Raw genomic sequence first — 19959 nt, 5'->3', positions numbered from 1 at the left:
CTTCGAACCCAACGACGACCGGCTGTGGTCCAGCATCCGCCGGAACATCACCGCGTTCCTCACCGAGGAGTGGCGGCCCGGGGGCCAGGGGGCGGGAGCAGGGCCCGGGGTCAGCCCCGGCCGTCGATCAGCTCCCCGTACGCCTGGACGAGGTCCGGCAGGCGCAGCGTGACCAGGTCCTCCCGGCCCGGGGGCTCGCGCAGCAGCGACAGCCGCAGGTCCCGGTAGGCGCAGGACTTCTCGTACAGCGTGCGGATGAACCGGCCGTTGCCCAGCTCGTCGATCCAGCCCTCGCGGACGACGTGGGTGCAGATGCTGGCCAGTTCCTCGGCGGCGTCCTCGTCCCAGCCGTCGCCGTCCCGGCCCGCCAGCGCGGCACCGATCGCGGTGAGTTCGCCGGGGCGGTAGCTCGGGAAGTCGACCCGGGTGGTGAAGCGGGAGTTGAGGCCGGGGTTGGTGGCGAGCAGCCGGTTCATGCCCTCGGGGTAGCCGGCCAGGATCACCACCAGCCGGTCCCGGTTGTCCTCGGCGCGCTTGAGCAGCACCTGGAGCGCCTCGTCGCCGTACGCGTCGCCCTTGGTGTAGCCGGAGTTGGAGAGGCTGTACGCCTCGTCGATGAACAGCACGCCGTCCAGTGCGGAGTCGATCAGCTCGTTCGCCTTGACGGCGGTCTGGCCGAGGAACTCGCCCACCAGGTCGGCGCGTTGGGCCTCCACCAGGTGGTCGCCGGAGAGCAGGCCGAGGGCGTGGAAGACCCGGCCGAGGATGCGGGCGACGGTGGTCTTGCCGGTGCCGGAGGGGCCGGAGAAGACGAAGTGGCGCTTGGGCGGCTGGACCGGCAGGCCCTGTTCGGCCCGCAGCCGCGACATTCTCAACTGTGCGGATAGCGCTCGTACTTGGCGCTTGACCGGCTCCATGCCGACCATCAGCGAGAGTTCGGCCAGGGCGGCGTCCAGCTCCCGCTCGCCGCGGTCCGGCCGGTGCGCGGGCGCGGCGGCCGTCCGGGGTTGCGCCCTGCCGCGGACGGGCAGCGGCGGAGGCCCGGCGGGGCCGGCCGGAGTGCCGGAGCCGGACCGCTCCCCGGCGGCCCGAGGTGCGCTGCCGGCCGGGGTGGCGTCGGGCCGGGCCCCGCTGCCGAGCGCACCGTCCGCCGCGCTGCCGTCGGCCGGTTCACCGTCCACCAGGCCGGCGTCCACCGACGGCCCGCCGCTCGGCGCACCGCGGTTCAGCACGCTGCCGTCGATCACGCTGCCGTCCGTGAGGCCGCCGTCCATCGCACCGCCGTCCGTCAGGCCGCCGTCCGGCCCGCCGGTCGGCGCTAGGTCGCTCAGCACGCCGTCGCCCGAGACGGTCGTGCCGCCCTGGCCGACCACGTCGGCGAACTCCTCGCCGTAGCCGCCGCCGTCCAGGAGTTGGCTCCCCGGTCCCGGTCCGGCGTTCTCGGACCCGCCTGAGCGCCCGCCCGTCAGCAGTTCGTCGACGAGCCCGTCCACGGCCCCGTATGCGAGCTCGTCGACGGACCCGTCGGCCGGCCCGTCCACGATCCCGTCCGCCAGGCCGTCCGCCGGCCCGTCCTCGGCCGCGATGGCTGCCAGCCGCGCCGCCGTGTCCATGAACGCCGGATCCGCCCGGTGCACCGCGCGGTACAGCGGCAGGGCCGCCGCACTGCGCCCGGCGCCTTCGTAGGCCCGCGCCAGCCAGTACCGCAGCTCCTTGCGCTGCGGCTGCTCGGAGCGGCAGCGGGCCAGCGAGGCGGCCAGCGGTGCCTGCGCCTGCGCGCACATGTCCAGCCGCACCCGGGCCATGCCGGCGAACAGGCCGGCCTCGATGCCGAGCATCGGGTCGTCCAGCAGGCGGTCGGTGTCCCGGATCAGCTGCTCCCAGTCCTTGAGCAGGTAGGAGCGACAGGCGTACAGGAACCGGGCGGACGGGTCTTCGCTGGGCGCCGGGCACTGCTCCAGGGCCCGGTCCAGCTCGGCCAGGTGGCGGCCGTCGAGCCAGTGCGAGGCGTGCGCCAGTGCGAGGTCGCGGGTGTCCTCCAGCACGGGCTGCACCCACCAGCCCAGCCAGTACCAGGAGCTGAGCGGTCGTCGGTGCAGTCGCCGTTGTTCGCCGAACCGCTTCTGGTGGCGGTACATCGCCAGCAGCGCCGCCGAGGTGTCGCTGCGAAGCGCGTGCAGGCCGAGCCAGGCGTCGGCCATGCCGGGGTCGAGCCGGACGGCTGCCCGGAACTCCTCCTCCGCCCGGGTGTACGCGCCGGCCGTGTAGGCGTCCATGGCGCGCAGCCAGGCCCGGTCGGCGAGCTGGTCCGGGCCGCCCGCCGTGCTGTCGGAACTGTCCACCGTCGTCACTCACGCCCCCCGCGGTGTGGCCCGGGGCTCGGCCGGCGGTCGCCTGCGCGCAGCCTGGCCGGTGGTCGTCGAGCCCCTTCGGCGCATATGCGCCCACCAGGAATCGTACCGGCGCGCGGCTGATCCGGAAGGGTGCCGCAGGGGGTCAAATGCGATCGCGCGTGCGGCTGTTGAGCGGCCGGGTGCCGGAGCGGGCGGCGCGGGAGCGAGATTCGGAAGGGGACCGGACGGCGCCCCCGGCTCACGGGGGAACAAGCCGGGGACGCCGGGTCCGAGGCGGCCGGAAGCTTTCGTTCCGGCGGCTGAGGAGAACCTAAGTCCTGGTGATGTCGCAGGTCAAGCGCTTGTTGAAGGTTCACCCACCGTGCCCGGCGCGATCCGGCCGGTCACCCCGTCGACTCGGGTCGCGGCGTACGGGCGGCTCGGGTCGGCGGCGAAATGCGCCGATTCGGCCCGGATCCAGCCCGCCCAGAACTCGGCCAGTTCCGGACCGTCCCGCTCCTCGCCGCGCCGACGGGCCGACTCGGCGTCCAGCTCCATCCAGATCACCCGGGCCAGCCACGGCCGCACCGCCCGCCGCCCCGAGCCGACCCCCTCGACCAGTACCACCGGGGCGGCCGGCACCCCGGCCGTGCCCGCGAAGCGGCGCAGCGTCCAGTCGTACACCCGGTACGCGGCGTCCCGGCCGGCCGCCAGCGGCTCCAGTACCTGCGCGCGCAGCCGTCCGGTCCACTCGAACGGTTCGGTGTGGGTGGCCAGGTCGTCGAGGTGGACCACCGGCGCCCCGCCGAGCGCCGCCGCCAGCCGCCCGGCGAAGGTCGTCTTGCCGGAGCCCGCGTGCCCGTCCACCGCGACCAGCCGCACCGGCCCGCAGGAGGGCGGCAGTGCGCGCAGTTCCGCCGCGAGGGCGTGCAGCCCGTCGTCGGGGGAGTGCCGGGCGGGGGAGCGAAGGGTTCCGGATACAGCCACAACGTCAACCCTACGGTTCCGTATCCCACCACTGCGGCCAGTTCATCAGTGCAGGTCGTGACGGCGGCGCGGGTTTCGGGCATACTCGCCTTCGCCACGACTGTGAACGGCCGTTCACCGCAACCCGGTGCCGGTCGGGCCGACCTGCCACACCCGCGCCGGACCGGCCACCACCTCGGTCCGGCGCCCGATCGAGGAGGCGACCGCCGCCATGACCCCCTCCCCCGTGAAAGCCGTGGAGCGACAGCTGCCCACCGAGGAGGCCCGCGAGCTGCTGAGCCTCACCCGGGACCTGGTCCAGCGCGAGCTTCAGCCCCGCGCGGCGCAGGACGAGGCCGCCGGCCGATTCCCGCGGGAGGTCTTCCGCACCCTCGGCGAGGCCGGCCTGCTCTCCCTCCCGTACGACGAGGAGCACGGCGGCGGCGCGCAGCCCTACGAGGTGTACCTGCAGGTGCTGGAGGAGCTCGCGGCCGGCTGGCTGGCGATCGGCCTCGGCGTCAGCGTGCACACCCTGTCCTGCCACGCGCTGGCCACCTTCGGCACCGACGGGCAGCGCGACGCGTGGCTGCCCGGGATACTCTCCGGCGAGCAGCTCGGCGCCTACTGCCTCTCCGAGCCGCAGTCCGGCTCGGACGCGGCCGCGCTGCGCACCCGGGCCGACCTCGACGGCGACGCGTACGTGGTGAACGGCACCAAGGCGTGGATCACCCACGGCGGCCGGGCCGACTTCTACAGCGCGATGGTGCGCACCGGCGGGGAGGGTGCCAAGGGCATCAGCTGCCTGCTCGTCCCCGGCACCCAGGAGGGCCTGTCCGCGGCCCCGCCGGAGCACAAGATGGGCATGAGCTCCTCGCCGACCGCGCAGCTGCACTTCGACGGCGTCCGCGTCCCCCGCGAGCGGCTGATCGGCGAGGAGGGCCAGGGCTTCCAGATCGCGCTGTCCGCGCTGGACTCCGGCCGCCTCGGCATCGCGGCGTGCGCGATCGGCGTCGCCCAGGCCGCGCTCGACCTCGCGGTCGACTACGCGCGCACCCGGCGCCAGTTCGGCCGCCCGATCGCCGAGTTCCAGGGCCTGTCCTTCATGCTCGCCGACATGGCCACCCAGATCGAGGCCGGGCGTTCGCTCTACCTGTCCGCCGCGCGCCTGAAGGACGCGGGCCGGCCGTTCTCCAAGGAGGCGGCGATGGCCAAGCTGTTCTGCACCGACACGGCGATGCGGGTGACCACCGACGCCGTCCAGGTGCTCGGCGGCTACGGCTACACCCAGGACTTCCCGGCCGAGCGTTTCATGCGCGAGGCCAAGGTGCTGCAGATCGTCGAGGGCACCAACCAGATCCAGCGCCTGGTGATCGGCCGCCACCTCACGAACGGCTGACGCCCGGGAGGGCCGGCCACCACGCGGGGGGCCCACGCCCTCCCCGTTCAACGGCCTTCGGCCGTCACTCCAGGGTGCGGAGTGACGGCCGAAGGCGTTCCGGCGGAGCGCGGCCGCGCCGGCCCGAGGCGGGCGGACAGCGCCTGATGAGGGGGCCGGTGCCGCCCGGCCGTCAGCGCCGGACGAGGCGGCGGCGCTGCTCCGGAATGGCCCGGAGCGCGGAGACCGTCGGGGCCGAGGGGATGACGGGTCCGGCGAGGCCGACCGTGGCGATCCGCACCGGGCAGTGCGCGACGGCGTGCGAGAACGGCTGGGTGCGCCAGTCCAGTCCGCTGGGGAGCTTGAACAGCGCCTCGAACCCGGTCGACTCGGCGTCCGCCGGCGCCTCCACCTCCGCCAGGTCGTCGGTCGGCGTGCCCGACCCCGGGCAGATCGCGGGGGCGAAGGGGTTCCAGGCGGTCGGCAGCAAGGCGTGCTGCGGCAGCCGCTCCTCGTCCGCCACCAGGGCGATCGGGCGGCGGCACTCGGGGCAGTGGACCCGGAAGATGTCCCAGTTCTCGGCCTCGCCAGGGTCGGTGCCCGGCGAGTGGTCGACCGCGAGGTCGTCGCGGCCGGTCATATCGTCGGTTTCGTCGGCACCCAGCACACGCTGGTCAGTAGCAGGCATGAGGATCCCCCTAGGATCGGGCCCGGCGTGGTCATCCAGGGCCACAACCAGCACTTCCCTGCGATCCGGACTCATAATCCTGCGGTGTTGTGCACCGTGATGCACCGGGTGTGTCCTTGGCCACATCCGCTGCCACATTCACCCGGCACGTGCCCGCCTGACACCTGCCGTCCCTCCTCGTGCCACCTCGTGCGCCCCCCGTGCTCCCGACCGGGTAGGTTTGCGGACCGTGGAGGATCTCGACCAACGCATCGTCCAGCTGCTCCTTGAGGACGGCCGGATGAGCTACACGGACCTGGGCAAGGCCACCGGCCTGTCCACCTCGGCAGTGCACCAGCGAGTGCGCCGCCTCGAACAGCGCGGGGTGATCCGCGGCTACACCGCGATCATCGACCCCGACTCCGTCGACCTGGCGCTGACCGCGTTCATCTCGGTCAAGCCGTTCGACCCCAGCGCCCCGGACGACACCCCCGAACGCCTGGCCGGCCTGCCCGAGATCGAGGCCTGCCACAGCGTCGCCGGCGACGAGAACTACATCCTCAAGGTCCGCGTCGGCGCCCCCGGCGACCTGGAGGACCTGCTCGCCCGCATCCGCAGCGCCGCCGGGGTGTCCACCCGCACCACCGTCGTCCTCTCCACCCCGTACGAGGCGCGCCCCCCCAAGCTCTGAGGTCAGGGCGGCGCGCAGCGGCGCGCGGGGCACGGTGCAGACTTGGCGGCATGACCGAAAGCACCCTCCCTCCCGGCCCGCCCTCGGGCAGCAGGGGCCCACGAACCGTCCTGCTGCGCGGCGGCGCCGTCTACAGCCCCGCCGACCCCTTCGCCACCGCGATGCTCGTGGAGGGCGAGCACATCGCCTGGGTCGGCAGCGACGGTGCCGCCGAGGCGTACGCGGCGACCGCCGACGAGGTCGTCGAGCTGGACGGTGCGCTGGTCACCCCCGCCTTCGTGGACGCCCACGTGCACGCCACCGCGACCGGCCTGGCGCTCACCGGCCTCGACCTCACCGGCAGCCCCTCGCTGGCCGCCGCCCTGGCGGCCGTCACCGCCTTCGTCGACGCCCGGAACGAGCCCGGCGGGGTGCTGATCGGCCACGGCTGGGACGAGAGCGGCTGGCCCGAGGGCCGCCCGCCCACGCTCGCCGAACTCGACGAGGCCGCCCGGGGCGCCGCGCTCTACCTCTCCCGCACCGACGTGCACTCCGCGCTCGCCACCACCGCACTGCGCACCCGCACCGAAGGCCTCGCCGAACGGCCCGGCCACGACCCCGACGGCCCGCTCGCCAAGGACGCCCACCACGCCGTACGGCGGACGGCACTCGCCGGCCTCACCCCCGAGCAGCGCCGCCAGGCGCAGCGCGCCACCCTGGCCCGTGCCGCCGAACTCGGCATCGGCGCCCTGCACGAGTGCGCCGGCCCGGAGATCTCCTCCGAGCAGGACCTGGCGGCCCTGCTGGCCCTGGCCGCCGAGGGCGAGGGCCCCGAAGTCTTCGGCTACTGGGGCGAAGCGGGCGGCGTCGAGACGGCCCGCCGGCTCGGCGCCGTGGGCGCCGGCGGCGACCTCTTCGTGGACGGCGCGATCGGCTCCCGCACCGCCTGCCTGCACACCCCGTACGCGGACGCCGAGCACACCGGCACCGCCTACCTGACTGCCGATCAGGTCGCCGACCACGTCGCCGCCTGCACCGAGGCCGGGCTGCAGGCCGGCTTCCACGCCATCGGCGACGCGGCCGTGGCCGCGGTGATCGAGGGCATCCGGGCCGCGGGCGAGCGGGTCGGCGCCGGCCGGGTCAAGGCCCTGCGCCACCGCGTCGAGCATGCCGAGGCCCTGGACGACGAGTCCATCGCCGCCTTCGCCCAGCTCGGCCTCACCGCCTCCGTCCAGCCCGCCTTCGATGCCGCCTGGGGCGGCCCGGCGGGCATGTACGTCCGGCGGCTGGGTGCGGAGCGGGCCGCCGCCCTCAACCCCTTCGCCGCGCTGCTGCGCGCAGGCGTCCCGCTGGCCTTCGGCTCGGACGCCCCGGTCACCCCGCTCGACCCGTGGGGCACCGTCCGCGCGGCGGCCTTCCACCGGACGCCGGAGCACCGGATCTCCGTCCGCGCCGCCTTCACCGCCCACACCCGCGGCGGCTGGCGCGCGATCGGCCGCGACCAGGACGGCGTGCTGGTGCCCGGCGCGGTCGCCAGTTACGCGATCTGGGCCGCGGGCGAACTGGTCGTCCAGGCCCCCGACTCCAGGGTGGCCGGCTGGTCCACCGACCCGCGCTCCGGCACCCCCGGCCTGCCCGACCTCACCCCGGGCGCCCCGCTGCCGACCTGCCTGCGCACCGTCGTCCGGGGCCGCACCGTGCACCAGCGGTAAACCGGATGAAGCGGCGGGCCGCAGGACCGTAGGTTGACCACCATGACCGACCCGCTGGTACCCGCCGACTTCGCCGTCCCGCGTGAGCTGCTCGCCCCGGAGTTCCGCCTGGAGCCCCTGGGCGAGCAGCACAACGCCTCCGACCACGCCGCCTGGTCGAGCAGCATCGAGCACATCCGCGCCACCCCCGGCTTCGTCGGCCGGACCTGGCCGCCCGCCGAGGGGATGCCGCCGGAGCAGAACCTCGCCGACCTGCGCCGCCACGCCGCCGACTTCGCCGCGCGCACCGGCTTCACCTACACCGTCCTGGAGCCGGCGGGGGACGAGGTGATCGGCTGCGTCTACATCCACCCCGACCGCGAGGACCCGTCGGCGGTCTCGGTCAGCTCCTGGGTCCGGGCCGACCGCGCCCACCTGGACGCCCCGCTGTACCGCGCCGTCTCCGCCTGGCTCGCCGCGGACTGGCCGCTCGGCCCGGTCCGCTATTCGGAGCGCTGACCAGCCGGGACGGCCCGCCACCCTGGCCTCACGCCCCACCGGCGTTCCGGGGTACCTTCTTCGCACAGCGTCCGAACAGCAAGCCCCAGGAAGATGGTGCGCCGGTGGCCATTCCCGTCACTCCCGAGCCGCAGGAGCCGGCGCCCCGGCCCGGCCGGGGCGCCCGGGGGCTCGCCAAGGTCCGCGCCGGACTGCCCCGGACCGGCCTCGCGGCCCTGGCCGGGCTGATGCTCGCCCTCGCCTTCCCGCCGTACGACCTCTGGCCGCTGTCGCTGCTCGGCGTCGCCGCGCTCTCGCTGCTCACCCGGGGCCGCACCTTCCGCCAGGGCCTCTGGACGGGCTTCGCCTTCGGTCTGCCGTTCTTCCTGATGCTGCTCAGCTGGCTGCGGGTGGTCGGCTGGGACGCCACGGTCGGGCTGTCCGTCGTCGAGGCGCTGTTCCTGGCCCTGCTCGGCGGCGGACTGGCCGTCACCTCCCGGCTGCCGGCCTGGCCGCTCTGGGGGGCCTGCCTGTGGATCACCCAGGAGTGGGCCCGCGACCGGCTGCCCCTCGGCGGATTCCCCTGGGGCCGGCTCGCGTTCGCCAACACCGCCACCCCGTACACCCCGCTGGCCGCGCTCGGCGGCGCGCCGCTGGTGACGTTCGCGGTCGCCCTCTCCGGCGGTCTGCTCGCCTGGGCGGCGCTGCGCCTGCGCGGGCCGGGCCGGGCCCCCGTGGCCGCCGCGCTGGCGGCGCTCGGCGCGGTGGCCGCGCTGCTCGCCGGCTACCTCGTCCCGGTGCCGACCGCCGCGGCCGACACCGTGAAGGTCGCCATCGTCCAGGGCAACGTGCCCAACCCGGGCATGGACTTCCTGGGCCGCCCGATGATGGTGCTCAACAACCACGCCTCGGCCACCGAGCGCCTGGCCGCCGACATCGGCGCGGGCAAGGTCGAGCGCCCGGACATCGTGATCTGGCCGGAGAACTCCTCCGACCTGGACCCGTTCAGCGACCCGCTGGCCCGCGAGCGCATCGACGAGGCGGTGCGGACGATCGGCGTGCCCACCCTGGTCGGCACCCTGGTGGACGGCCCGGACGCCCAGCACGTGCAGAACGAGGGCATCGTCTGGGATCCGCAGACCGGCCCCGGCGCCTCCTACACCAAGCAGCACCCCGTCCCGTTCGGCGAGTACGTGCCCTTCCGCGCCCAGCTGATGAAGGTCATCACCCGCCTCCAGCGGGTCGCCCGCGACTTCTACCCGGGCGACCACAACGGCGTGATGCAGCTGGGCCCGGCCCGGATCGGCGACGTCATCTGCTTCGAGGTGGCGTACGACGAGATCGTCCGCGACACCGTGGACAGCGGCGCCCGGGTCCTGGTCGTCCAGACGAACAACGCGACCTACGCCAGGACCGGCCAGCCCGAGCAGCAGCTCGCGATGAGCCGGCTGCGGGCCGTCGAGCACGGCCGGGCGGTGCTGATCGCCGCCACCAGCGGCATCAGCGCGGTGATCGCCCCGGACGGCACCGTCCAGCAGCGCACCCAGGAGCTGACGCCGGCCGAGCTGTCGGCGACCGTCCCCCTGCGCGACGGCACCACGGTGGCCGACCGGGTCGGCGTCGTCCCGGAGTGGACGCTGGCGATCGGTGGCCTGCTGGCGTGCGGCGCCGCGGTGCTGGTCGGACGGCGTCGCAGGCCCGTGGGCCGGCCGGCCGCCGGAACACCCGCCGGGCAGGAATCGTTGGACCAGTTGGTGCCGTAGCCGGCCCGGACCTCCCGTGCGGCGCGCAGAGCACCGCCTGGAGTGGATTCGTACCGTGACCCAGCAAGCGACCCCCACCCGTCCGGCCCCGCGCGGAAAGCTCCGCCGAGTGCTGCCGCTGCTGATGACCGCCTGGCTGGTGCTGGAGATCTGGCTGCTGGTCCAGGTCAGCTCGTGGCTGGGCGGCCTGACCGTCCTGCTGCTGCTGGTCGCGGGCGCCCTGATCGGCGGTTCCCTGATCAAGCGGGCCGGGCTGAAGGCACTGTCGGCGGCGGTCGAGCAGAGCAAGAACCCGCAGTCCCAGCAGCCGCAGACCGGTACCAGCATGACCGTGCTGGCCGGCCTGCTGCTGATCGTCCCCGGCTTCCTGTCGGACCTGGTGGCCCTCACCCTGCTGTTCCCGCCCACCCGGGCGCTCTGGCGGATGGCCGGGCGCCGGGTCGCGGACAAGGCGCTGCGCGCCACCTCCGCCGTCGGCGCCGACCCGCTCGCGGACGCGGTGCGGCTGCAGGAGCAGCTGCGCATCCACCGTCCGGACGGCAAGGTGATCCAGGGCGAGGTCGTCGATCCGGAGGGCCGCCCGAGCGGCCCGCAGGGCCCGGACACCACCTACCGCCCGCCGATCAACGGCTGACCGCGCCGGTTCGCCGGCCCCGCGCGACTCCCGCGGGGCCGTTGCCGCCCGCACGCCCGGCGCCCGCCCGACGACGCGAAACCCACCGGACAACGCGAAAGGGGCCCTGGAAACCAGGGCCCCTTTTCGTGTCCTCCCGCTCGGGGCGGGAGCGAGATCAGGCGCTCTTGCGGGTGTCCCGCGGGTGCACCGCGAGGTTCATCCCGCCGGAGCGGAGCACGGCCAGCCGTTCGGCCAGCACCTCCTCCAACTCCTCGCGCGTCCGGCGCTCCATCAGCATGTCCCAATGGGTGCGCGTCGGCTTGACCTTCTTCTCCTCCGGCTCGTCACCGTCGAGAAGTGCCGCCTCCTGACCGCAGAAGCGGCATTCCCAGGCCGGGGGGATCTCTGCCTCGACCGAGAAAGGAACCTCGAATCGGTGTCCGTTCTGACATGCGTACTCGACGGTCTGGCGGGGAGCCAGATCGATACCACGGTCGGTCTCGTAGCTAGTGGCCCCGAGTCGCGTGCCGCGGAGAGCTCGCTCGCTCATGAATCGTGCCTCCCGGGCTTATGGCCCACAGGACTAGTGGTCGCTGTTCTTCGTCGTTCGGTCAACGCTCGGCTTCCGACGAAGATTCCCGTCCCGGGACATGCGTCGTCTTGTTGTGCCGCCCCTGTTTGTACCCACCTGCGCCCGATTTGTCACATCTGGCCGGTGATATCACCCCAGGTGTCACCTATTTCACATCTGGTGATCGTGCGGACTTTCTGTGCCGAGCGTACCGGGGCGGGTTCCGACAGCGGTCGGCGGCCCCGGCCGCAGCCGGAAGTTCCGCCGGAGGAGGGCCCCGCAGCCTGCCGGCGGGGCGGTCAGGAGATCGGACGCGAGCGGATCATCGGCTCGCCCTTGGCCAGGTCGACCGGGCCGGCCGGCGGGGCGGGTTCGCCCGCCGCGACCACCGGGGGGTGCTCCGGGCGCGGCGGCGCGGCGGCCGGGGCCTCGGTGCGGGTGTCCCGGTGCGGCAGCAGGGTGATCACCGCGTCCCGCAGCTGGGCGGGGGCCTCGTCGTCCAGCGGGTCGACGGTGGCGGGCACCTGCAGCCGCACCGGGGCGCCGTTGCCGACCCGGGCGTAGCCGCGGCCGACGGGGGCGTGGGCGGCGGGCACGATGTCCAGCGGTGCGCCGAGTGCGGCGCGGCCCTCGTCGGGGCCGGCCGGGCCGAGCACCACGCGGGCCCGGGTGGTGGCGCGGACGGTCGGGGTGATCCGGTCCCTGGCCTCGATGTCGTCGGCGATCACCACGGTGACGCGGGCGGCCCGGCCGTGCCGCAGCGGGAGCTCCAGCAGCTCCTGCGGGTCGGGGCGGCCCTCGGCCTGGGCGAGTTCGCTCAGTTCGGTCGGGTGGTCCAGCAGCAGCCACAGCGGCCGGGTGGCGTCCTCGGGCGGGGAGCTGCCCGCGTGCCGGGCGGCATTGAGCGCGGCGAGCCGCCGGTGGGTCTCCTGGGCGGCCCACTCCAGCGCGGCCAGCGCGCCGTGCAGGCTGGTCTCCACGGTGTGCACGCCGGGCCGGTTCACCAGGCAGGCGTGCTCCCCGGTGCCCGCGCCGTCGACCACCACCAGGTCGCCGTACGGGAGGGCCTGCAGCGCGATCGAGCGGAGCAGGCTGGAGGTGCCGTAGCCGGTGACGCCGAGGGCCAGCAGGTGCGGCTCGGAGGAGCGCGGGCCGGTGCGCCAGACCACCGGCGGCTGCTGCACGGTCGTACCGCCCTGGGTGACCGGGATGGTGCGGGCGCTGCCGTCCTCGTCGGTGAAGCCCAGCACGATCTCGCCGGGGGCGGCCACGAAGCGCTGGGCGACGATGTCGGTGGGCAGCGGGGCGAGCGACGCGATCCGCAGGCGGTTGGACTCCTCGTCCCAGTCGAATCGGTACTCCCGGGCCCGGCCGGCCTTGCCCTGCACGACCTGCTCGATCCGGGCCCGGGCGGCGGGCTCGGTGTCGGTGAAGTACGCGGGGTAGCTCAGTTCCAGCCGGGAGAGCCGGCCCTCGCCGTCGAACTCCCAGGAGCCGAAGGCCTCCTTGTAGTCGCCCTCGAAGCGGTACAGCGGGTTGACGTCCTCCGGGCCGCACAGGTACGGGGTGAGCGCGGCGTAGAGGGCGCTCAGCTTGATGTCGGCGACGTCCGGCGCGGGCGGCGCGGGCGGTGACTTGGGGGCCCGGCCGGCCCAGGCGGCGCTGGCCATCAGGGCGACGAGGGCGAACAGCAGGCCGTGCGGCAGCAGGTAGATGCCGACCAGCATCGCGGCGGTCAGGAAGAGCGTCGGGCCGCGACGGTCCTTCGGGGTCGCCTGCCAGCGGGACTTGGCCCAGCCGACCTGGTGGCGCAGGCCGCGGCCGATGACGGAGAGCGGGGCGAACATGTCGGCGGCGTGTTCCCCGGCGGTCCGGGCGGCCTCGCGGCCCTTGCTGAGGTGGCGGTGGAGCGGCATTCCTTGACTCCCCGGGCGAGTGGGACGGGTGGGGCGGGGTGGGGTACGACGGGGCCCGGGGCGGTGGGATCCGCGCCCGGGCCGGTACGGGGGAGAGTGGCGGCGGCTAGAACTTGATGCCGCTGAGCAGGCTCGCGAGGCTCGCGCCGCCCGCGGTGATGCTCGGGGCGATCGAGGAGCCGGCGATGTAGAAGCCGAGGAGGGCGCAGACGATGGCGTGGGAGACCTTCAGTCCGTCTCGGCGGAAGAAGAGAAAGGCAATGGTGCCGAACAGGACGATGCCGGAAATCGAGAGGATCACGTTCCGCTCCTCAGGAGGGGGGACAAGCGGGGGTGTTACGGAAAGTGCATTAATCGTGACAAAAAGTAATAGATGATGGAACGGTGCAAATGGGTGGTTCTGCCGTTCGATACCGTTCCTGACGCCGGATGGCGGTATGCGAACCGGCCGGGGTGGGGCCGGTCGCCGCGGGGATCCGGTGCGGCCAGGCATTCCCGCCGGGCGGACGGGAAGCTTCCGGGGGGTCGGGGAAGTTCGCTCGAATGGCTGCGCGAACCGCGCGGCCGCGTGTCGTGGCGGCCGGGCCGCCATCCGGATCACGGACACCGGCTGGCCCGCTCCGGCACCGGCCGCTACCGTGCCCTGGGCGCAGCCCGTGACCGCCCGACGAACCGACCGGAAAGGCCGCCCGCCATGACCGACGCCGCCAGCCAGCAGCCCGCCGACGCCCCCGACGCCGAGGTGATCGCACTGGCCGGGAAGCTGTTCGACGCCGCCCGGGCCGGGGAGACCGCCACCCTGGCCGCCTACCTGGACGCCGGCGCCCCGGCGGACCTCACCAACGACCGCGGCGACACCCTCGTCATGCTCGCCGCCTACCACGGCCACGCGGCGACCGTCGAGGCGCTGCTCCAGCGCGGTGCCGACCCGAACCTGGCCAACGACCGCGGCCAGACCCCGCTGGCCGGCGCCGTCTTCAAGGGCGCCGAGGACGTGCTCGCCGCGCTGCTGGCCGGCGGCGCCGATCCGCAGGCCGGCACCCCGAGCGCCCTGGACACCGCCCGGATGTTCGGCAAGGAGGAGCTGATCGCCCGGTTCGAGGGGCGCTGAGCGGAGATCGTAGGCTTTTCAACCATGGACACCACCGCCATCCCCGCCGCCGAGGACACCGGCACCGTCGAGTTCCGCACCACCGGCTACGCCCACCCCGACGCCCAGGCCCTGTCGGCGGAGGTGCAGCAGGAGTACGTCCGCCGCTACGGCGACCCGGACGAGACCGTGCTGCACCCCGAGGACTTCGAGGCGCCGGCCGGACTGTTCCTGATCGCCTACCTCGACGGCCGGCCGGTCGCCTGCGGCGGCTGGCGCGCCAAGCAGGCCGGCCCGCACGGGCTGCGCGACGGCGACGCCGAGCTGAAGCGGATGTTCGTGATCCCGGACGCCCGCGGCCGCGGCCTGGCCCGGGCGGTCCTGCGCCGCCTGGAGGAGACGGCGGTCGAGGCGGGCCGCACCCGCTTCATCCTGGAGACCGGCACCGAGCAGCCCGAGGCCATCGCGCTGTACGGGTCCGAGGGCTACGCCGCGATCCAGAAGTTCGGCATCTACCGCGAGCACCCGCAGAGCATCTGCCTCGGCAAGGAACTCGCCGCCGCGGTCTGAGCGCCCGGCCCGCCGGGTAGGTTCCCGTCGACCTGACGGCTGACCTGACGGCTGACCTGACGGCTGACCTGACGACGGACCCTGGGGGACGGGGATGAGCCACCGAGTACCCGGAGCCGACCGGCTCCCCGCGCTGGCCGCGCCGGGCGGGGAGCTGGACGGGCTGGTCCGTGCGGGCGTCCGCAGCGTCGGGGCGGGCGCCGTGTGGGCCGTCGGCGACGCCGGGGGCACGCTCGGCGGCGGCAGCCACGGCGCGCTCGGGCGGGGCCCGTACGCGCGGCTCGCACCCGGGCCGGACACGCTGTACGACCTGGCGAGCCTCACCAAGATCGTCGCGCTCTGGCCCTGCGCCGGAGCGCTGTGGCAGGCCGGGCGGCTGCCACTGGACGAACCGCTCGTTCGATGGTGGCCACCGGCCGCCGGCCGTCCCGTCGGCGGAGTGACCGCCCGCCATCTCCTCGCCCACACCGCCGGGATGCCTCCGTACACCCGATTCGAGTCGCTCTACGGGCGCGGACCCGCGGCGATCCGGGCCGGGGTGATCGCCGCCCCGCTGCACCGCGAGCCCGGGACGGCCGTCGAGTACACCGACCGGGCCGCCGTGCTGCTCACCTACCTGGTCGAGGACCTCGGCGGCGCGCCGCTGGACGTTCTCGCCGAGCGCTGGGCCTGGCGCCCGCTCGCCATGACCGACACCCGGTACGGACCGCTCGACTCGGCGGCCACCGCCAGGACCGCGCCCACCGAGTACGACGAGCAGGCGGGCGGCCACCTGCGCGGAGTCGTCCACGACCCCTCCGCCCGGCTGCTCGGCGGCGTCTCCGGCAACGCCGGGGCCTTCGCGACCGCCCGCGACCTCGCCCGGTTCCTCGCCGCGGTGCTCGCCCCGCCGCCCGAACTGCCGTGGGGTGAGCCGTGGATCGAGGAGTCGCTGCGCGAGCAGACCGGCGGCCTTCGGCCCGCCCGAGGCCTGTCCTGGCTGTACGCCCCCGGCACCGACCCGGCCGAGGGCACCTTCGTCCACTACGGCTTCACCGGCACCGGCTTCTGGGTCTCCCGTCGGCTCGGCCGCTGGGCGCTGCTGCTCACCAACAAGGTGCACCACGACCGGGTCACCCAGCCGCTCACCGACCTGCGCAACGCCTTCCGGCGCGCGGTGTTCGGCTGACGCGCCGCCGGACCGTCCCTGCGGGCACTCGTTCGGGTGATGGGGTGCGAACCACCGTTTGCGGAGCGGGGATCGCGGCAGAGTGTCCACGAGAAACGGCACTCGGCGGAGGAGGCACGATGACGGACACCTGCGACACCTGGGCACTCTCGGAGGAGGAGTGGCTCGCCCGGCTGGTGCGCGCCTACGTCGGCTGCAGCGTGCTGCTCACCGACGAAGCTGGCAGGGTCCTGCTGCTGAAGGCCAGTTACCGCGACCAGTGGCAGTTCCCCGGCGGCGGGATGGACCAGGGGGAGGGGCCCGCCGAGTGCGCCGCGCGCGAACTGCACGAGGAGACGGGGCTGGTGGCGGGCGAGCTCCGACTGCTCGTGGTGGAGTGGCGCGACGCCATCCCCGACCAGGGCGAACACGCCCACCCCGCGGTGCAGTTCATGTTCGACGGCGGGACGGTCGAGGCGGGCGCGGTGGTCCGGCTGCAGGCCGAGGAGATCGCCGACCACGGCTGGTTCACGCCCGCCCAGGCCGCCGCGCTGCTGCACCCCTGCGCGGCACGCCGGCTCGGCGGGGCCCTGGAGGCCCGGCGGACCGGCGCCGCCGCGCTGCTGCACTCGTCGGGGTACGTGGGGTGACGGCCGATCAGAGCAGCGTGCTCCAGTAGTACCAGAAGCGGTTCAGGACCAGCAGTGCGATCACGGCCGCCCACAGCACCGGCAGCGCCCAGTGGTACCGCGCCGCCTCGCGGACCACCACCCGCAGACGCGGGCCCACCGGGATCACACCCGTGCTCAGGTTGTGCAGCGTCGTGTACCAGAACAGCGCCACCACCGTGGCCCACACCACCATGCAGTACGGGCACAGCGCGCCGATGTCGTACAGCGCCTGGTCGACCAGCCAGTGCACGAACACCACGCCCAGCGCGGTGCCCGCGTGCAGGCCCAGCCAGAACCAGCGCCGGTAGGCGGCGCCGGAGAGCAGCCCCGCGCCGATCGCCGCCAGCGCGCCGAACGCGGCCAGGCCGAGCAGCGGGTTCGGGAAGCCGAAGACCTCCGCCTGCTCGGTGCGCATCACCGAGCCGCAGCTGATCACCGGGTTGAGGTTGCAACCGGGGACGTAGGACGGGTTCTCCAGGATGCGGAGCTTGTCGAAGGTCAGGACGGCCGAGGCGGCGAGCCCGACCAGGCCGCCGAGGAACAGCAGGAACGCGTAGGCCCGGCTCGCGCCGATCGGGGCCCGGCCGACGGCGGGCGCGGGTCGGGAGAGGTGCGCGGTGGTAGCGGCAGACATGGCAGCACACTCCGGTGACTGGTGGGGAGGGCCGGCCCGGCCGGGAGTTCGGCCGGGCCGGTGGCGCCGTGCGAATCGCCGTGCGAATGCGGTGCGGGCCGGGCCTACTGCAGGCCGGCGGCCTGCCTGACCTGCGCGGTGAACTGCTCCGGCGAGACCACGGCGTTGCCGCTGAACAGGGTGACCGGCCTGCCGTCGACCTTGACCGTCGGGGTGCCGGTCACCCCGCTGTCGTTGAACGCGTCGGCGACCTTCGCCGCCCACGGCGCGTAGGTCCTGTCGGTGACCGCCTTCACGAAGGCGTCCGTCTTCAGCCCGGGCACCTGGTCGGCCAGCTCCAGCAGGTGGTTGACGTCGCCGAAGCCGTCCTCGCGCTCCTCGGGCTGGTTGGCGTACAGCACGTCGTGGAACTGCTTGAACTTGTCCACGCCCTCGTTCAGCGCGGCACCGGCCGCGGCCAGCGCGGTGCGCGAGCCCTTGCCGCCGAGGTTCTTGTCCAGGAAGGCCGCCAGGTGGAACTCCACCTTGATCCCGCCGTCCTCGGTGAGCTTCTTGACGGTCTCGCCGTTCGCCGCCTCGAAGTGCTTGCAGATCGGGCAGCGGAAGTCCTCGTACACCTCCATGGTGTGCGGGGCGTCGGCCTTGCCGTAGGTGATCACCGTGCCGTCCGGGCCGGTGGTGTTGGCCGGGACGACCAGCGGCGCCGAGGCGGCCGCAGCCGGGGCCTTGTCGTCCTTCTTCGAGGCCGAGCCGATCGCGACGGCGGCACCGCCCGCGACGGCGAGCACGGCGACGGCGGCCACCGTCACGACGATCCGCTGACGGCGCTTGGCGGCCTGCTGCTCGCGGCGCTGCGCCTCCTGGATCCGCTCGCGGGCACTGATGCGGTTGGCCTGCTGCTTGCTGGGGGCCTGAGCCATGGGGAGGTCAACTCCTGTACGCGGCGCGCGGGTGCGCGCGGGAAACCGCACCGGGTGCGGCGGGGTCGGTGGACGCGGGAGTCGTGCGCACTGCCTGCGGGCGTACGGGGGCCGTTGGGCCGGGTACGGAGGCGATCGGGTCCGGGGCGGTCCGGGGGCGGGCCGGTACGGAGGCGATCAGCAGGCAGGCGCGAAGGCCGGCGGGCCACGCCGGGGTGCCGGGCTCAGCACCACGGCCTCGCGGCGCGGCCGCTCGTGGTCGGACACCGGCAGTGGCACCCGCAGCACCGGACGCACCGGGGCGGGGAGCAGCAGGACGAGCAGGGCGCGCAGCGGGCGGGTCAGCGACTCGCGCAGCGCGCGCATCGCCCGGGCCAGGCCCGACAGCGCCGCATCGCCCAGCCGGAGCCAGGCGGCGGCCGCCAGCGCGATCACCAGGTGGACCAGGAGGAGCAGCAGTTGGGTCGCGGCGGGTGCCAACTGCCCGGCGTGGCCCAGCGGGCCGGACAGCAGCGAGCCGTCCATCGAACCGCCGCCGCAGACCAGCAGGTTGACCCCGCGTGCGGGGACCTGGCCGGACAGCATCGGCCCACAGCCGGTCTGGCCCAGGTTGAAGGTGGTGTTGAGCAGCAGCTCGACCGGCACCATCACCGCGCAGACGTGCAGCATCCGCCGTTCCCCGCCGGCCAGGGCGGCCGTGACCAGGAAGACGACGACGCAGGCCGAGGCCACCAGCGACAGCGGCAGCGGACGGCCCGTGATGACGACCTGGCCCAGCGCGGCCAGCGGCACGGCGAGCGCGGTGAACACCGCGGCGCGCAGGGCCCTGGTCGCATGGGTGGAGATCGTCACGCTCCGGAGTATGCCATGACGCTCACACCCGGCACGAGGGTGCCTGCGGCACTTTCGACCGCCGGGCGCCTACCGGGTGCGCAGCCCCGCCGAATGCGCCGCGTCGCGCAGCAGGTCCCGCAGCATCGCGGTGGTCAGGCGGCCGGTGTTCGTGTTGCGGGGACTGACGTGGTAGCAGCCGTAGAGCCGGAGCGGCGGCCCGCCGTCCCGTGCGGGCAGGTCGACCCGGGCGGCGTGGCCGAAGACGGGCCGGGGGCGGGGGACCTGCCAGCCGGCGTCCGTGATCACCGGGAGCATGGCCTGCCAGGCGAAGCCGCCGAGGGCGACGACGGTGCGGACGGTGGGGCGCAGCAGTCGCAGTTCCCGGGCGATCCATGGGCGGCAGGTGTCGCGTTCGGCGGTGCTGGGCTTGTTGTCGGGCGGGGCGCAGCGGACCGGATCGGTGATCCGCACGCCGTACAGCTCCAGGCCGTCGCCGTAGCGCACGGACTCCGGGCGGTTGGCGAGCCCGAGGTCGTACAGGGCGGCGTACAGGAGGTCGCCGGAGGGGTCGCCGGTGAAGATCCGGCCGGTTCGGTTGGCGCCGTGCGCGGCGGGCGCGAGGCCGACCAGGACGAGCGGGGCGTCGGGCGGGCCGAAGCCGGGGATGGGGCGGGCCCAGTAGTCCCAGTCCTGGTAGGCGCGGCGCTTCGTACGGGCGGTCTCCTCGCGCCATTCGACCAGGCGGGGGCAGGCCCGGCAGTCGGTGACCACGCGGTCCAGCGTGGCAAGTCCGTCGGCTCGGGCGGCGGCCTCGGCCGGGTGGCGGGGGTCGCCGGGGTCGTCGGCGGGAGTCGGAGGCGTGGCCATGAGCGGCATGCGCTCGATCCTAGGCGTCCCGCCCTTCCGCCGTCCCGCTGGTCCGCTGGTCCGTGGTCCGCCGCCCCCACCGGTCCGGTCGGTCCGTTCGGTTCGATCGGGGTCGGCCGGGCAGGCGTAGCGTGGAAGCAGTTGCTCCGGTGGCTCCCGG

General features: G+C 74.4%; 20 protein-coding genes. 10 read left to right on the top strand and 10 right to left on the bottom strand.

The window, feature by feature from the left end:
* Positions 1-110 precede the first annotated feature (110 nt).
* Together IF30_RS0127375 and IF30_RS0127370 are read right to left on the bottom strand one after the other, a co-directional pair.
* Complete coding sequence (locus IF30_RS0127375) at positions 111-2342, bottom strand: AAA family ATPase (protein ID WP_030243367.1); 2232 nt, start codon at positions 2340-2342, stop codon at positions 111-113.
* 345 nt (positions 2343-2687) lie between these two features.
* Positions 2688-3320, bottom strand: coding sequence for a hypothetical protein (locus tag IF30_RS0127370; protein ID WP_199807933.1), 633 nt, complete (start codon positions 3318-3320; stop codon positions 2688-2690).
* Positions 3321-3531: 211 nt separating this feature from the next.
* Between IF30_RS0127370 and IF30_RS0127360 the strand changes: the two genes are divergently transcribed.
* Entirely contained in the window at positions 3532-4695 is a 1164-nt protein-coding gene (locus tag IF30_RS0127360; RefSeq protein WP_030243364.1) for an acyl-CoA dehydrogenase family protein, read from the top strand.
* Between the two features lie 172 nt (positions 4696-4867).
* Here IF30_RS0127360 and IF30_RS48770 read toward each other — a convergent pair whose 3' ends face one another.
* A complete protein-coding gene (locus IF30_RS48770; RefSeq protein WP_063752795.1) occupies positions 4868-5314 on the bottom strand; it encodes a hypothetical protein in 447 nt (148 codons plus the stop codon).
* 277 nt (positions 5315-5591) lie between these two features.
* On the opposite strand from IF30_RS48770, the gene IF30_RS0127350 reads away from it, so the two are divergent.
* The 5 genes from IF30_RS0127350 (at position 5592) to fxsA (ending at position 10597) form a co-directional block, all read left to right on the top strand.
* Complete coding sequence (locus tag IF30_RS0127350; RefSeq protein ID WP_030243361.1) at positions 5592-6032, top strand: Lrp/AsnC family transcriptional regulator; 441 nt, start codon at positions 5592-5594, stop codon at positions 6030-6032.
* A gap of 50 nt (positions 6033-6082) precedes the next feature.
* Entirely contained in the window at positions 6083-7723 is a 1641-nt protein-coding gene (locus tag IF30_RS0127345) for an amidohydrolase (protein WP_030243360.1), read from the top strand.
* A 42-nt stretch (positions 7724-7765) separates the two neighbouring features.
* Positions 7766-8221, top strand: a complete 456-nt coding sequence (locus IF30_RS0127340; protein ID WP_030243358.1) for a GNAT family N-acetyltransferase — start codon at positions 7766-7768, stop codon at positions 8219-8221.
* A gap of 104 nt (positions 8222-8325) precedes the next feature.
* Positions 8326-9963: an apolipoprotein N-acyltransferase gene (gene lnt, locus IF30_RS0127335; protein ID WP_051711296.1), complete on the top strand. Its 1638-nt coding sequence runs from the start codon at positions 8326-8328 to the stop codon at positions 9961-9963.
* A 55-nt stretch (positions 9964-10018) separates the two neighbouring features.
* Positions 10019-10597, top strand: a complete 579-nt coding sequence (gene fxsA / locus IF30_RS0127330; RefSeq protein ID WP_030243356.1) for an FxsA family membrane protein — start codon at positions 10019-10021, stop codon at positions 10595-10597.
* 157 nt (positions 10598-10754) lie between these two features.
* Here fxsA and IF30_RS0127325 read toward each other — a convergent pair whose 3' ends face one another.
* From IF30_RS0127325 to IF30_RS0127315, 3 genes are all read right to left on the bottom strand, one after another.
* The gene (locus IF30_RS0127325; RefSeq protein WP_030243354.1) at positions 10755-11129 is read right to left on the bottom strand and encodes an RNA polymerase-binding protein RbpA; all 375 of its coding nucleotides are present in this window, start codon (positions 11127-11129) and stop codon (positions 10755-10757) included.
* Between the two features lie 320 nt (positions 11130-11449).
* The gene (locus IF30_RS0127320) at positions 11450-13066 is read right to left on the bottom strand and encodes a hypothetical protein (protein ID WP_078891734.1); all 1617 of its coding nucleotides are present in this window, start codon (positions 13064-13066) and stop codon (positions 11450-11452) included.
* 106 nt (positions 13067-13172) lie between these two features.
* Complete coding sequence (locus tag IF30_RS0127315; RefSeq protein ID WP_030243350.1) at positions 13173-13367, bottom strand: hypothetical protein; 195 nt, start codon at positions 13365-13367, stop codon at positions 13173-13175.
* Positions 13368-13760: 393 nt separating this feature from the next.
* Here IF30_RS0127315 and IF30_RS0127310 point away from each other — a divergent pair, with 393 nt between their 5' ends.
* The 4 genes from IF30_RS0127310 (at position 13761) to IF30_RS0127295 (ending at position 16523) form a co-directional block, all read left to right on the top strand.
* Entirely contained in the window at positions 13761-14177 is a 417-nt protein-coding gene (locus tag IF30_RS0127310; protein ID WP_030243349.1) for an ankyrin repeat domain-containing protein, read from the top strand.
* Positions 14178-14201: 24 nt separating this feature from the next.
* Positions 14202-14726 (top strand): GNAT family N-acetyltransferase, encoded by a 525-nt coding sequence (locus IF30_RS42070; protein WP_051711292.1) that lies wholly within the window; start codon positions 14202-14204, stop codon positions 14724-14726.
* 94 nt (positions 14727-14820) lie between these two features.
* Positions 14821-15894, top strand: coding sequence for a serine hydrolase domain-containing protein (locus tag IF30_RS0127300; RefSeq protein ID WP_051711285.1), 1074 nt, complete (start codon positions 14821-14823; stop codon positions 15892-15894).
* Between the two features lie 119 nt (positions 15895-16013).
* Positions 16014-16523, top strand: a complete 510-nt coding sequence (locus IF30_RS0127295; protein ID WP_037901363.1) for an NUDIX domain-containing protein — start codon at positions 16014-16016, stop codon at positions 16521-16523.
* 7 nt (positions 16524-16530) lie between these two features.
* Here IF30_RS0127295 and IF30_RS0127290 read toward each other — a convergent pair whose 3' ends face one another.
* The 4 genes from IF30_RS0127290 to IF30_RS0127275 form a co-directional block, all read right to left on the bottom strand.
* A complete protein-coding gene (locus IF30_RS0127290; protein ID WP_030243342.1) occupies positions 16531-17178 on the bottom strand; it encodes a vitamin K epoxide reductase family protein in 648 nt (215 codons plus the stop codon).
* A 104-nt stretch (positions 17179-17282) separates the two neighbouring features.
* A complete protein-coding gene (locus tag IF30_RS0127285) occupies positions 17283-18098 on the bottom strand; it encodes a DsbA family protein (RefSeq protein WP_030243340.1) in 816 nt (271 codons plus the stop codon).
* A gap of 177 nt (positions 18099-18275) precedes the next feature.
* A complete protein-coding gene (locus tag IF30_RS42065; RefSeq protein WP_037901361.1) occupies positions 18276-18950 on the bottom strand; it encodes a hypothetical protein in 675 nt (224 codons plus the stop codon).
* 69 nt (positions 18951-19019) lie between these two features.
* The gene (locus tag IF30_RS0127275; protein ID WP_037901359.1) at positions 19020-19808 is read right to left on the bottom strand and encodes a uracil-DNA glycosylase; all 789 of its coding nucleotides are present in this window, start codon (positions 19806-19808) and stop codon (positions 19020-19022) included.
* Positions 19809-19959 lie beyond the last annotated feature (151 nt).

Source organism: Streptomyces sp. NRRL S-350 (assembly GCF_000719705.1).
GTDB lineage: Bacteria > Actinomycetota > Actinomycetes > Streptomycetales > Streptomycetaceae > Kitasatospora.
Note: the sequence above shows the minus strand (reverse complement) of the source record. Positions and strands in the feature narration are given on the sequence as shown.